General features: G+C 36.8%; 13 protein-coding genes and 4 tRNA genes. 6 read left to right on the top strand and 11 right to left on the bottom strand.

Translation table 11 applies throughout. The features are described 5' to 3' along the window. Window positions 1–11: 11 nt before the first annotated feature. Window positions 12–794: a class I SAM-dependent methyltransferase gene (locus AC5YDH_RS00400; protein WP_496116259.1), complete on the bottom strand. Its 783-nt coding sequence runs from the start codon at window positions 792–794 to the stop codon at window positions 12–14. Between the two features lie 121 nt (window positions 795–915). Here AC5YDH_RS00400 and AC5YDH_RS00405 point away from each other — a divergent pair, with 121 nt between their 5' ends. The 3 genes from AC5YDH_RS00405 (at window position 916) to AC5YDH_RS00415 (ending at window position 3,705) form a co-directional block, all read left to right on the top strand. Further along, window positions 916–2,190, top strand: a complete 1,275-nt coding sequence (locus AC5YDH_RS00405; protein WP_496116261.1) for a hypothetical protein — start codon at window positions 916–918, stop codon at window positions 2,188–2,190. A gap of 151 nt (window positions 2,191–2,341) precedes the next feature. Next, entirely contained in the window at window positions 2,342–2,545 is a 204-nt protein-coding gene (locus AC5YDH_RS00410) for a hypothetical protein (protein ID WP_496116262.1), read from the top strand. A gap of 203 nt (window positions 2,546–2,748) precedes the next feature. Continuing rightward, a complete protein-coding gene (locus tag AC5YDH_RS00415) occupies window positions 2,749–3,705 on the top strand; it encodes a 2-hydroxyacid dehydrogenase (RefSeq protein ID WP_496116264.1) in 957 nt (318 codons plus the stop codon). A 59-nt stretch (window positions 3,706–3,764) separates the two neighbouring features. Here AC5YDH_RS00415 and AC5YDH_RS00420 read toward each other — a convergent pair whose 3' ends face one another. Then, a complete protein-coding gene (locus tag AC5YDH_RS00420; protein WP_496116265.1) occupies window positions 3,765–4,409 on the bottom strand; it encodes a hypothetical protein in 645 nt (214 codons plus the stop codon). 203 nt (window positions 4,410–4,612) lie between these two features. Then, entirely contained in the window at window positions 4,613–5,002 is a 390-nt protein-coding gene (locus AC5YDH_RS00425; RefSeq protein WP_496116266.1) for a hypothetical protein, read from the bottom strand. A 125-nt stretch (window positions 5,003–5,127) separates the two neighbouring features. On the opposite strand from AC5YDH_RS00425, the gene AC5YDH_RS00430 reads away from it, so the two are divergent. Beyond that, window positions 5,128–6,126 carry a hypothetical protein gene (locus AC5YDH_RS00430; protein ID WP_496116267.1) on the top strand — a complete coding sequence of 333 codons (999 nt, stop codon included), beginning with the start codon at window positions 5,128–5,130 and terminating at the stop codon, window positions 6,124–6,126. A gap of 40 nt (window positions 6,127–6,166) precedes the next feature. On the opposite strand, the gene glyS is transcribed toward AC5YDH_RS00430, so the two are convergent. Together glyS and glyQ are read right to left on the bottom strand one after the other, a co-directional pair. Next, window positions 6,167–8,236 (bottom strand): glycine--tRNA ligase subunit beta, encoded by a 2,070-nt coding sequence (gene glyS / locus AC5YDH_RS00435; RefSeq protein WP_496116268.1) that lies wholly within the window; start codon window positions 8,234–8,236, stop codon window positions 6,167–6,169. Next, window positions 8,236–9,219 carry a glycine--tRNA ligase subunit alpha gene (gene glyQ / locus AC5YDH_RS00440; protein WP_496116269.1) on the bottom strand — a complete coding sequence of 328 codons (984 nt, stop codon included), beginning with the start codon at window positions 9,217–9,219 and terminating at the stop codon, window positions 8,236–8,238. The genes glyS and glyQ overlap by 1 nt, the downstream gene beginning before the upstream one ends. 295 nt (window positions 9,220–9,514) lie before the next feature. Between glyQ and AC5YDH_RS00445 the strand changes: the two genes are divergently transcribed. Continuing rightward, window positions 9,515–9,658: a hypothetical protein gene (locus AC5YDH_RS00445; protein ID WP_496116270.1), complete on the top strand. Its 144-nt coding sequence runs from the start codon at window positions 9,515–9,517 to the stop codon at window positions 9,656–9,658. A gap of 241 nt (window positions 9,659–9,899) precedes the next feature. On the opposite strand, the gene AC5YDH_RS00450 is transcribed toward AC5YDH_RS00445, so the two are convergent. Further along, window positions 9,900–10,157: a PspC domain-containing protein gene (locus AC5YDH_RS00450; RefSeq protein ID WP_496116271.1), complete on the bottom strand. Its 258-nt coding sequence runs from the start codon at window positions 10,155–10,157 to the stop codon at window positions 9,900–9,902. A gap of 276 nt (window positions 10,158–10,433) precedes the next feature. On the opposite strand from AC5YDH_RS00450, the gene AC5YDH_RS00455 reads away from it, so the two are divergent. Continuing rightward, window positions 10,434–11,015 carry a hypothetical protein gene (locus AC5YDH_RS00455; RefSeq protein WP_496116273.1) on the top strand — a complete coding sequence of 194 codons (582 nt, stop codon included), beginning with the start codon at window positions 10,434–10,436 and terminating at the stop codon, window positions 11,013–11,015. A gap of 47 nt (window positions 11,016–11,062) precedes the next feature. On the opposite strand, the gene AC5YDH_RS00460 is transcribed toward AC5YDH_RS00455, so the two are convergent. From AC5YDH_RS00460 to AC5YDH_RS00480, 5 genes are all read right to left on the bottom strand, one after another. Then, window positions 11,063–11,138 (bottom strand) — tRNA-Lys (locus AC5YDH_RS00460). A gap of 205 nt (window positions 11,139–11,343) precedes the next feature. Then, a tRNA-Lys gene (locus AC5YDH_RS00465) sits at window positions 11,344–11,419 on the bottom strand. A 60-nt stretch (window positions 11,420–11,479) separates the two neighbouring features. After that, window positions 11,480–11,555, bottom strand: a tRNA-Lys gene (locus tag AC5YDH_RS00470). A 21-nt stretch (window positions 11,556–11,576) separates the two neighbouring features. Continuing rightward, window positions 11,577–11,652 (bottom strand) — tRNA-Lys (locus tag AC5YDH_RS00475). Window positions 11,653–11,783: 131 nt separating this feature from the next. Beyond that, on the bottom strand, window positions 11,784–13,625 hold the full coding sequence (locus AC5YDH_RS00480) for a long-chain-acyl-CoA synthetase (RefSeq protein WP_496116274.1): 1,842 nt from the start codon (window positions 13,623–13,625) through the stop codon (window positions 11,784–11,786). Window positions 13,626–13,656 lie beyond the last annotated feature (31 nt).

A 13,656-nucleotide genomic window follows, 5' to 3' on the forward strand; every position in this document is an offset into this window, starting at 1 on the left:
AGAAGATTATCCTATTCTGTCGCTATTTTTTTAAAGACATATACATGTGTGGTATATGGAAAATCGATATTATCTTGTGCAGATTTCCCTGTATGTTCATGTACGATTTTTTCAAATTGTGCTTTAAACTCAAGTTGTTTTGATTGGGGCATTGCCGCAATAAAACTGGTTGAAAGTAAGCGTTTTGAAACAACGTGTTCCACTGTACCATGATGCAAATGTTGAATTGTAGTTTCTTGGAAAAGTTTGAATAATTCCTGTTCTTGAAAAACATTTTTCCATTGGTTGCTGTGGTAACGCGGCGTGTCACCTTCAAAAGGTGAAATTAAATCTGCCAGTGCTTTCACCCAATGAACATTAATATCTCGCTGATTCCAAATGAGAACCAAATAGCCGTTGGGTTTTAATATACGATGAATCTCTGTTAAGGTTTCTAGATTGGCAAACCAATGAAATGATTGAGCACATGTCACAACATCTATCGTTTGTGGTTGAATCGGGATTTTATGGCTAAATGCTTGCAAAGTTTGCACATTTGGATAAGTCTGTTTTAATTGTGCCAACATTTCAGCAATTGGCTCTACAGCAGTAATCTGCTGTGTTATTTGTTGTAAATAGGGTAAGAATTTGCCAGTCCCAGAACCAAGGTCTAAGAGCTTGCTTTCTGTACTAAGTTGGAGTCGATCTTGCAACCAAAGTGCTATACTTTGTGGATAACTTGGACGAACTTGCTGATAAAGCTCAGCAGCCGAGCTGAAGCCTTTTTGTGCGGAAGAATGTAAAGATTGTGTCATATTTTGCGATTCTTTATCTTTCGTGCATCTATAAAATAACATATTCACTTTTGATCAATCGCAATAGCATTGAATTGTAAACTTAATATGCAATAGAACGAACTTATTGCTTGGTGTGAGAATGGACAAACAGATAATTTTTGAAGACGGACATATTCGCGCTATTTTTCTAAAAGGTTCATCAAAAGAACTGGTTTTTTCCTTTGGCGATTTAATTACTCGCGCTAAGGGTCTGTCTATTAATGCCGAAAAATCTTTAGAAAAGTTTCAATACAATGTGATTGGCGTGATGCCAAAAGAAAAATCATGGTTTCCTGAAAGCTCTATTCGCAACATGCTAGAGGCTATTTCAGATCTGATTGCACCATTTGAAACACGCCTAGGTTATGGCGGTTCAATGGGGGGCTATGCTGCAATTAAATATTCAAACCTTTTGAATTTAAAACGTGTGATTGCGCTTGTGCCACAATTTTCAATTAATCCTGAAGATGTCACCGATTTACGCTACAACATGTTCTTTCATGCAGATGTAAACCAAGACATGAAAGTGCAAGCTAAAGATGTATCTGCCGATCGTGAATATATTATGGTGTACGATCCTTATTATGATGAAGACCGCGCGCATTACGTTAAACTTCAAGAAGTATTGCCTCAAGTTCATACCTTGCATTTGCCATTTACAGGGCATGATGCTGTTGCAATTTTGGCAAGCTCAGAACTTTTAAATGACTTTTTAACCCAAGAATTTGATGAAACTTATTTCTATAAAAAGATTCGTCAGGTGAAAAAGAACAGTAAATTTTATTATCGTAAAGTGATTGAAAAATCACTGAGAGAGCACCGCGCATCTTTAGGGAAAATTCTAAAAAATAATGATTTACAGCTCGATAGTAATTTCTTTGATGCTAAGCAAAAACAACAACTTATTCGCTCGTTACTCAGCAATAAACAAGTGGATGAGCGTGATTTAAGTAAGCTTGGTGTACAAATTAATATACCGCAAGAAAGCCGAAGTTTGTTACTCGACAATTACGGTCATGGCTTAGTGTTTAATGTCATTAGCCAGAAAATTGAGAGTTACGCAGAAAAAGCGATTGCATTGAATCATAAATTGCTTATTCCAATTTATGCAAAGGGCACAGGCTTAGTACAAATTCATTTGAATGATGAGCGCTACATTGTGGCAATGAATGATCGTTTGGTCATGAAGTTATTTAAGGAACAAGATGCCTTAGGTGTGGGGATGAGCCCACTTATTATTAAAAAATATGAAGATTACTTTGTTGTTAGCTATAAAAACTTAAACCTTGCGAGTGATGAGTTTGGCGGTAACGACTTTGTGGAAGATGTTCCTGAAATTGCAAAATTTGTATTGGAATTAGAAAGCGAAGCTTAAGTTACAAATATATTTTTTGAGTATGTAATCTCTATCACAGATCGCAATTTTAAATACGGCTTTGGTCTAGTTTTGTACTATTGCTTTATTTTTAATTCGATCTAAGATGAATTTAACGATAAAAATATCATTGGAAGATAAGAGTCGTGTTATGACAAAAAATGTTCTGAATATTTCATTGTTCACGCTATTTTGTTTAACTGTTTCAAATCCTGCCTTTGCTCAGGCGACCATGTATCCTGCTTATGTTTTTTTTGGTAGTGGTATTTTGGTGGTGTTGGGACTCGCAATTTATGTTGTGAAACAAAGCATTCTATCTATTCGAAATCACTGCGATAAAAAGCCTGTAAAATAGCAGGCTTTTTTATATTCTTAGAATGAATATTTAAAAGACTTTCAATATCTTATTGATGCTTTATTGCTTAATGTATATGAGAAATAAAAAATCGATATGTGTGAAAACAGCTCTATTAAATATTTTAAATATGCTTAAACTGTTTGCAATGAACAGGGAGTTTTTATCCCTTAAAATTCCATGAATGAAGCAAGGAATGCAGCATGAAAGCCGTATTTTTAGATTACGCATCTTTAGATCAAAATGACTTAAATTTTAAAAATTTAGAAAATATCTTCGATGAATGGGACATTTATCCAAGTACATCTTCAGAACAATTATTAGAAAGAATTCAAAATGTTGATGTCATTATTAGCAATAAAGTTGTGGTGAATGCAGAAGCAATCCAACAATGTCCAAAACTTAAACTCATTCTAATTTCAGCGACAGGCACCAATAATATTGATTTAGCACAAGCCAAAAGACAGGGCATTGTGGTGTGTAATTGTCAGGCTTATGGTACATCTGCTGTGGCGCAACATACGCTTATGCTCATGCTTAACTTGGCAACATCTTTTAGACAATATGATCATGCTGTACAAAAGGGTGAGTGGAATAAAGCATCGCAATTTTGTTTGCTTGATTATCCAATTGTAGAACTTGAAGGCAAAACTTTAGGTATTTTAGGTTATGGCGAATTGGGCAAAGCTGTTGCGAAATTAGCACAAGCTTTTGGTATGAAAGTTTTAGTGGGAGCGTTGCCAAATCGCCCGACTGGTGAAAATCGTATTCCATTTAATGAATTGTTAGCTCAGGTTGATTTTCTAACTTTGCATTGCCCATTGAGTGCAGATACGCAAAATTTAATAGATGCTAAAGCCTTTGATGTCATGAAATCGAGTGCATTTTTAATTAACTGTGCGCGTGGCGGTATTGTGAATGAACAAGATTTGGCAGATGCTTTGATTACAGGAAAAATTGCAGGTGCAGCAACAGATGTGCTTTTGGTTGAACCTCCGAAAGATGGCAATGTGTTGTTAAACCCCGAAATTCCCAATTTATTAATTACACCGCATAGTGCGTGGGGGAGTGTAGATGCACGTCAGCGTATTGTTCAACAGATGGTTGAAAATGTAGAAGCCTTTAAAAAAGGTCAGCCAATACGACAAGTGAATGCTTAATTGAAAGAATAAAAAAGCCCATCAGAAGATGGGCTTTCTTTTGTATATGTACTTTAAATTTATCGGGGAAGAGATGAATCTGAGTCTTCGTTATTTGAGCTGATATTTTGTGTTGTATTGGATGGTGTATCTGAGCTTGTAGGTGTTTGAACTTCAGGCTGAGGTGTTGCTGTTTGTGTCGGTTCAATAATTTTTGGTTGTGGTGCAGGAATAATGTCTAAAAATGTTTTTGGTGGATTGTCTGTAGATGACTGACTGAGTGAATGTTGAATAATTGGTGCTTTGTCTTCTGGGTTGCCAAAAATAGCTTCTTTTGCTTTGTTCGTGGTGTTTTCAATACCACTTGCAGTTTTTTCTACTGTTTGTTCGGCAAAGTCTTTGGTTTTTTCAGCAAAAACCGTTGTTTTATCTATGGTTTTATCAACTGTTTTTTCTGCAGAGTATTCTGCGATGTCTGCAGTTTTTTGGGCTGTCGGTTTAATTTTGTTTACACCACGTTCGGTGGCATTGCCAATTCTTGAAAATGTAGTTTCAACTTTTTCTTTGGTTTTATGCCCCAAAACGACAAAAATATTTGGATTATCTCCATAAGCAGGAGAGTGCTTTACAGGTTGTGCTGTTTGCGTGGTGTTGGTTTGGGCGAATAAGGGAGTAGTTGCAAGAATTGCCGAAACAAATAGTGCTGCTTTGGATGGATTGATCACTTAGATGGATCCTCTTTTTCTATATTGGGTTTTATTAACAAAATAATCTTATCGGCTTTTTTTTGCATGATGTTAGTTTGAGATTAAAACCATACAGCTTAGTTACACGAGTTTTACATTATGCTTTTATTTTACATGTAAAAAAGCCTTTGTTTTAATTCGATTAGTGATTAATAACAAAGGCTTTTTGAGCAGATTGTGAGTTATTCACATTGTGCTAATGCTTCTTTTGCAAAGTTGTTGCGTAGCGATAGGAAGTTCTTTTGTACTTCTGGAGAGTATAAGTCAAAATTTGATGCTGTACTTGTTCCATCTTTTTCGAAGGTTGCTGTACCTGCTGAAATAAGAGTTAAGCCTTTAAATGACCATTGTTCTACAATTTTTCCTGACTCAAGTTGTCCTGTAAATTCAATGACGCATTTGTCTGCGAATTTGTTGAGTTGGGCTTTATTGTTTGTGGTTTCTGGGTGTACTTTTAGGTTTTCTACTTCCTGTAAAGCGCCTGCTTTAATGTGTGGAATTGTAGGTGTTGTTGAACACGCAGTAAGTGCGAAACCAGCAAGTGCTGTCAAAATGATGGCATTTAGTTTCATAAGTTCCATTTCTTTTTGAATGTAATTCACTTGAGTATAGGCAATTCATGAATAATTGCCTATTGTTAAAGCGTTAAAATTTGATATCTTTTTTGATAACCATAAATATTTAAATTAATAAACTTATGAAAAAAATTATCAAAATTCCACCATATTACCTTTCATTGTCAAAGTTAAATACTTTTAATGATCTTCTTCAAAGCAATCTATATGAAAAGGAATTAGAAATTGACTTAACGCAACTAGGTTTTTGTGAGCCAGAAAGTATCTTATGTTTAGCCGTGTTGTTAAGAGATTTCGATCAGAGAAGAAAGGGGGATACTGCTATTTGCATTGAGCCTAATAGTAATGTCATAGGATATTTATCACATATAGGCTTTTTTGATTTTATAGGTATGAATTTTGGGAAAAAAATTGGTGGTTCAAACTCTACCGATAGTTATATACCAATTAGAAAAATTGAAAAAAAAGAATTACAGAAGCAGAGCTTTGAAACAGGGAAAACGCTACAAGATTTAATTCAGGAAGAGGCAGCGCATTTAGCTAGAATCTTGGTTGGGTATAACTTGTCTAATAAGCAACAAGTATATTTAACTATTGCGTATTCTATACGTGAAGCAATTAGAAGTGCATTAGAGCATTCAGAAGTAGATGTTTGCTACGTATGTGGTCAGAGGTGGAAGAATAATAGAGCGCAAATTGCAGTAATTGATGAAGGTATTGGAATTTATCAATCATTAATTAATGCAGAAATTAATGTAAATACTGATAGTTTTTTAGCTAAGTCTTTAGAAGCTGGGTTATCAAGAACATTAAATTTAGAAGAGCATTTAAATATTCATGGTAACTCAGGGTTTGGTTTATATGTACTTTCGCATTTAGCGAAAAACTATGGAAAGATGACTTTATCTAGCTCCAATAAAACAAGAATTATTAAGAGAAATACGGAAGAAATCGAAATGGTGAACGGTTTAAAAGGTACTTGTATATCGATTGAGTTTTCAATGTATCCGAATGATATTGAAGATGTTATATCAATGATAGCTGATTCAGGTGAGGATGAAGCAAGACAAGCAGGAAGGGAAATAAAGGCTTCTAATCGAAGTCGGTCTGTAACTATATAAAAAAACCCGCTCGAAAGCGGGTTTTTTTAATGATTAATACTTAGTGCTGTAACACCGAAATATCAGCGACTTTCGTAAACAAGTCACGTAATTGTGCAAGCATCAACAAACGGTTTGATTTAAGCGCAGCATCATCAGCCATCACCATTACACCGTCAAAGAACGCATCTACAGGCGCACGAAGTGCAGCAAGTGCAGACAACGCAGCAGTGTAGTCTTTGGCAGCAAATAACGGCTCAACTACAGGCGTAATTTTCGCAAGTTCAGCGAATAATGCTTTTTCAGCATCTTCAACCAAGTTTGCTTCAATAACTTCACCTGCAGGTGCAGCTTCTTTTGCAAGAATGTTTGCAACACGCTTGTTAGCAGCAGCAAGCGCAGCAGCTTCAGGAAGCGCACGGAAATGATTTACTGCATTTACACGCTTATCAAAATCAAGTGGTGATTTTGGAGACAACGCTTGAACCGCTTGAATTACATCAACCGCAACGCCTTGGTCTTCGTATTTCGCACGGTAACGACCTTCTAAGAATGCAACAGCATCATTTAAAGTCTTATCGTGATCTTTCAATACATCGCCATAAGCAGCTAAAGCAAGCTTGATTAAGTCTTCAATAGACACATCAAGGTTGTTTTCAGTCACTAAACGCAAAATACCAATGGCAGAACGACGAAGCGCAAACGGGTCTTTAGAACCTGTAGGCGCTTGACCAATACCAAAAATACCTGTGAGCGTATCTAAACGGTCAGCAAGGGCAATGGTTGTACCTGTTTTAGTTTGAGGTAAAACATCACCCGCAAATTTAGGTAAATATTGCTCGCCTAAAGCTTCTGCAACTTCATCATTTTCGCCTTCAATACGTGCGTAGTAAGTACCCGCAATACCTTGAAGTTCAGGGAATTCACCCACAAGTTCAGATGTTAGGTCACATTTAGCAAGAAGCGCAGCTTTTTCAGCATCGGCAGGGTTAGCACCAGTAATAGGCGATAACGCTACAGCCAACTTTGCAATACGTTCAGATTTATTCCAAAGCGTACCCAATTCTGCTTGGAAAACCATATTTGCAAGTTTCTCTTTACGAGAAGCAAGCGGTTGCTTTTGGTCTTGTAAAAAGAAGAATTCAGCATCCGACAAACGTGGACGAACAACTTTCTCATTACCTTCAATAATTTGAGCAGGATCTTTCGACTCAATGTTTGACACAGTAATGAAGTACGGCTGAAGTTTATTATCGCTGTTTACCAAACAGAAGTACTTTTGGTTGTCTTGCATAGTTGTAATCAATGCTTCTTGAGGAACTGCTAGGAAGCGTTCTTCAAAGCTTGCACGAAGCGCAACAGGCCATTCAACCAATGCAGTCACTTCGTCACGAAGATCCGCAGGCACAATCGCAATTGCATTTACTTCATCAGCCAATGCTTTTACTTGACCATCAATGATTGCTTGACGTTCTTCAAAAGAAGCCACAACGTAAGCTGTACGAAGAGCATCTAAGTAAGCATCTGCATTTGCAAGTGTGATTGCTTCAGGCGCATGGAAACGGTGACCATAAGTCACGTTACCCGCTTTGTGATCTTGAATTGTTGCATCAATTACATCGTTATCTTTTAACAACACAACCCATTTTACAGGACGTACAAATTCAGTACGGCTAGCCGCAGAACGCATACGTTTTGCAATTGGAAGGTTATCTAAAGCAGCTTGTAAAATTTGCGGAAGTAAAACATCAAGGCTTTGACCTTTCACATCTTTTAAGTAGCAAACTTTTTCAACTTTACCTGCTTGGAATGTTGTTACTTGATCTACAGTAATGCCTTGACCACGCATAAAGCCTTCTAAAGCTTTAGTTGGGTTGCCTTCAGCATCAAAGGCTGCTTGTTTTGCAGGACCGTCAAAACGTTTTTGTGTGTCTGCTTGAGCAGCATCTACATTTACAATTTTAAGTGCAAGACGACGTGGTGCTGCATAAGCTTCGATAGAATCGAATGCAAGACCTGCATCTTTTAAGCCTTTTACAGTTTCAGCTTGTAATGCATCACGTAATTTTTTTAAGCTTTTTGGTGGAAGTTCTTCACAGCCTAATTCGAACAATACTGTATGTTTAGACATTATTTGCTCTCCTTAGATTCAACTTTTGCTTCCGCTTCAACTTGTGCCTTTAACTGTGCAAGTACTTCATCACGAAGTTCAGGTTCTGCCATTGGGAAACCAAGTTTCGCACGAGCAGCAACATAACTTTGTGCAATAGCACGAGCTAATGTACGTACACGTAAAATATAACGCTGACGTTCAGTCACCGAAATTGCACCACGAGCATCAAGCAAGTTAAAGCTATGAGATGCTTTGATTACTTGTTCGTATGCAGGAAGTGGAAGTTCCGCTTCCATTAAGCGAGTTGCTTCAGCTTCATAGAAGTCGAACAATTCAAACATTTTTTCTACGTTTGCGTATTCGAAGTTATAAGTCGATTGCTCAACTTCATTTTGATGGAATACATCGCCGTAAGTAACTGTACCAAATTGACCTTTAGTCCAAACCAAGTCGTAAACTGAATCTACACCTTGAAGGTACATGGCTAAACGCTCAAGACCGTAAGTGATTTCACCAGTTACAGGGTAGCATTCAACACCACCGACTTGTTGGAAGTAAGTAAACTGAGTCACTTCCATACCATTTAACCAAACTTCCCAGCCTAAGCCCCAAGCACCTAGTGTTGGAGATTCCCAGTTGTCTTCTACAAAACGGATGTCGTGTACAAGCGTATCAATACCAATCGCTTTTAAAGAATTTAAATAAAGCTGTTGGATGTTGTCTGGGTTTGGTTTAAGCACAACTTGGAATTGGTAGTAGTGCTGTAGACGGTTTGGGTTTTCACCATAACGACCATCTTTAGGGCGACGAGAAGGCTGAACATAAGCAGCATTCCAAGTTTCAGGGCCTAAAGCACGTAAGAATGTAGCTGTGTGGAATGTGCCTGCGCCCATTTCCATATCGTAAGGTTGTAAAATTACACAGCCTTGTTCAGCCCAGTAGTTTTGTAAGGCAAGAATTAAGCCTTGGAAGGTATCAATATGCGATATGGCGCGACTCATGGTCATCCACTTAAAATTAGAGAAAAATTACCCTCAATTATAAGGATTTTAAGGAGGTGTGGCAAAGGTTATGAATGAAATGGTGAAGGTTTAATCGATATCTTTAAATCGTAAAAAGTTGAATTGGCATAAAGTGCTTATTTAAAAATTCACGTTGTGGTGGGAACAGCATATTTTTTAAGTTTTAAGATGGTGATTCATGCATTAAATAATAAAACTGAATAGCAGAGCGGAGCACATTTTTATAATTTTTATGGATATAACGTCATGCTCTGGCAATAAGTATGGCTCTGGAATGTTTCCATTATTTGAAGAAAGAATGGCAAGTTGTGAACAGAAGGGTATTAGTAGAGATACCTACTACAAAGTTGAGATGGATAATGACAGGGAAGATAGGGATAGATTATTTCAATATGCAAAAAATGGAACAAAAGGCTAAACATTGAAGGTAATACGAGCGTAATATTGCTTTTATTAACTAAAGTTGAAGTATTATATTTGAATGTAAGTTATTTAACTTAAAGGAGATTTTTATTGTGCTTGGTGTGTGGTTGATATAGTAAAATATCGATCATCAATAAATAGATTATTTTACTTAAGTTATTTAGATATTTTATAAAATTATAAAAAAAACTACGATATCTTGGGGAAAATACCGTAGCGACCATGAGGTCAAAAGATTAGGGTTGGTCGTTACCTACTGTACGCATTGGCGATTCATGAGTAGGTGAGTGCTGTAATTCAACTTGCTTTTTAGGCATTACAAACCAAAGAATGAGATAGACCAAAATACCGGGAAATGCTGCGCTCATTAAAGAAACCACAATAAAAATAATACGAAGCAAGTTTGCATTCCAACCAAAACGTTCAGCAATACCCCCCATTACACCTGCAATCATGCTTGAGCGATTTGAGCGATATAAACCAACATTGGTCATTGAGTTCTCCTTAAAATCAAATAAATCAGTAGGCTGTATAATAAATATGGAGATGTTTTGTTAGATTTAAAGTTATGAAATACATAAAATCGTAAAAATGTGTAACTGTATCTATCTGTGTTTTTTATATCATCTTAGAATGCAATTAACCTTTAATAATTTGATTATAAATATTTCATTATTAAGTGATTTGTGGTTTATTTTATGAATGAATTCTGGCTCAGTATTATATAAAAGGATGAATGAATGTTGAGGCATACGATATATCAAATTTGCATGGTTCCTTTTTTGATAGTGGGAATTACCGCATGTGATCAAGATCATTCAGAGAGTATGGTGAATAATACGAAGGAAACGTTTCAAGGGGCAAGTAAAGATGATTATGAGCCTGTAACAGGTAGAAAGCTGACCGATGTTGCAGGACAAGCTGCTATTCCAGTGGGAAGTGAAGAGAGTATTGGTCAAGTGGTAACTGATAATGCACTACCTTACGTGGGGCGGTATCATGTTGTTGTGAGTTGTCAGGATCCTATTGTTTTTTGCAAAGATGGTACTGCAGATTTCGTTATGAATTTATTGGCAGATGGAACCGCACATAGAACAATTATTCATTCGGGGACAATTACTTTTGCAACAGCACAACAATACCGTCAAGATCACTGGAAATATGATGAAATAAATCATCAAATTATTTTACAACGAAGTAATGGTGTCGAATTTTTTTACGATATTGATAAAAATAAAAACTTAACGATGAATCTAAATAAAATTGCGAATGGAAGTGATGTGAATCGTAAATTTTTCCAAGAGGGGAATGCATTTCCGCATGAAGCTTACGTATTAAAATCAGAAAAGTAACTTTTAGTCTAAAAATATTTTTAAGTAATTAATTTAAATAAAAAAGTTGGTGGGTTGTGTGGGGTTCGAACCCACGACCAATAGATTAAGAGTCTACTGCTCTACCGACTGAGCTAACAACCCTAAGTAAGGATTAGTGAAAAAAGTATTTCACTCGAATGCAAATTAAAATCTAAGATTTTAAAAAGTGTGTTAAGCACTTAGTTTGCAATATCGATAAGCAAAATTTCGAGAAATGGCAAGTAAAACCGAATGGTTTATTGTCTTGGTCGGAATATGCAGGTTTCGTTATCTTCGCAAGCTGGAAGAAAGAAGCCCTAAGAAAGAATGGTGGGTCGTCCGCGACTCGAACGCGGGACCAATAGATTAAAAGTCTACTGCTCTACCAACTGAGCTAACGACCCATTCTAAGGTTTGGTATCAAATAAAATTTGATGGTTTCTAAAACAGACGTTTTAGAATGATGGTGGGTCGTCCGCGACTCGAACGCGGGACCAATAGATTAAAAGTCTACTGCTCTACCAACTGAGCTAACGACCCATCAAGGAGTGTCAAATGAAATGGTGGGTCGTCCGCGACTCGAACGCGGGACCAATAGATTAAAAGTCTACTGCTCTACCAACTGAGCTAACGACCCATATCATTTGATGGAGCGTATTGTAGCAAGATATGAAACGAGCGCAAGTAAAAAATTAGAAAGTTGTCTGTGATTGATTATAAATAAAACAAAAATACATCATGTAATCAAAAAACAGACAACTTTTGCCATTAAAAGCGATATTTATAGCTTTCAATGTTGTTGTAAATTTCAGGTGTAAGTTCGCAATAGGCATCACATCCTGGTAAAAGTACTAAAATTTTCTCATCAGTTTCATGAATATTGAAGGCTTGTGCTTTTAATTTACTCTTTTGATACTTAAATGTTCCTGTTGTTTCGACAGCATGTTGAATGCGTAGAAATATAGGAATGGCATAAGCAGGTAAAGATTTTTTAAATTCAGCGTACATATCACATAAATCTTGAGAATTAAGCTGTATATCATCTTGTAAGGTAATGGCAGCCATACCCGCACGACCATTGGTATTTGGGATTTCTACACCATATACGACTGCTTCTGTAATTTTTTCGTATTCAGAAACAATATTTTCAACTTGTGTTGTTGATACATTTTCGCCTTTCCAGCGGAATGTATCACCTAAGCGATCTACAAATTGAGCATGTCTAAAGCCAATATCACGAACTAAATCGCCTGTATTGAAATAAGCATCGCCTTTTTTCAATACGTTGGTCATGACAACAGCCTTATTTTTTTCAGGATCTGTATAGCCATCGAAAGGTGAGCGACGTGTGATTTTTCCAATCAATAAGCCAACTTCACCTTTTTTAACACGAATACACCAGCCATTTTTGTCACGAACAGGTTCATTTTTCTCTTTGTTGTATTGAATAACTGCATACGGTGTTGGGGAAAATCCTACGGTGTTGTCAAAGTTGAAAACATTACTAAAACCGACATTACCTTCGCTGGATGCGTAAAGTTCTAAAACTTCTTCAATTCCAAAACGGGATTTGAATTTATCCCAAATATTAGGACGCATTCCGTTACCAATCATCTTTTTAACACGATGACCTTTTTCGAGTTCTGATTCGGGTGCATCCATAAGGTAGCGGCAAAGTTCACCCACGTATCCAATGGCTGAAGCATCAAATTTTTGCACATCTTTCCAAAAAGATGAGGTTGAGTATTTGCGTCTAATTGCAAGAGTCGCACTACCTGCAATAACGCCACACCAGCATACAACAATGCCTGTTGCGTGATAAAGGGGTAGGGTGCAATACATAACATCATCTTGTTTAAGGTCTATAACATGACCGTATGTACCATAAGCTAATGTCCAACGACTGTTGCTAAAAATAACCGCTTTAGGTAAGCCGGTGGTGCCCGAGGTATAAATATAAAATAATCCGTTTTTACCTTGAACTGTACGTGTTGTTGGTGTGTTGAAGGTTGGAAAATTTACAATTGTACTTGCAAGGTTGATAAAACCTGTTGGTGCTTCACCTGCATTTTTTAATGTTTCTTGATCTGCAAACCAATGAAAGTGATCTTCAGAGATATTTAAGTCATTGCGAATTTCATCTACGGAAGCACAGCATTCTTCACCAGTAATAACCGCAATAGGCTTCACAAGATTAATGCTATGTGCAAGCACTTTGCCAGTTTGAGAGGTGTTTACAAGCGCAATTGTGACGCCAATTTTTGCTAAACCTAAAACAGTTGCCAACATTTCTGGGCGATTTTCCATCATTAACGCAATAACATCGCCTTTATTTGCACCTATAGAAAGATAGAAATGTCCAATCTGATTTGCCCAATCATTGAGTTCTTTGTATGAAAAGGCTTGGTCTTGATACTTTAAAGCACAACCATGAGGATTTCGTTTAACCGCATTTTCAAATGCAATACCTAAGCCTGTGGGAGAGTTTGATGTACGTAAATAAGCTTGCTTAAGACCGGTCATTAAATGAGGTAGCTTACTCATGAATTTAGGGATTTTGGCAGCAACTTCTGCAAAACCAATGAGGTCGCTTTTTGGATTATGGCTCATAAGAATCCTATTATTTTCGTAAATCAGTATC

Source organism: Acinetobacter sp. FY683 (assembly GCF_059515885.1).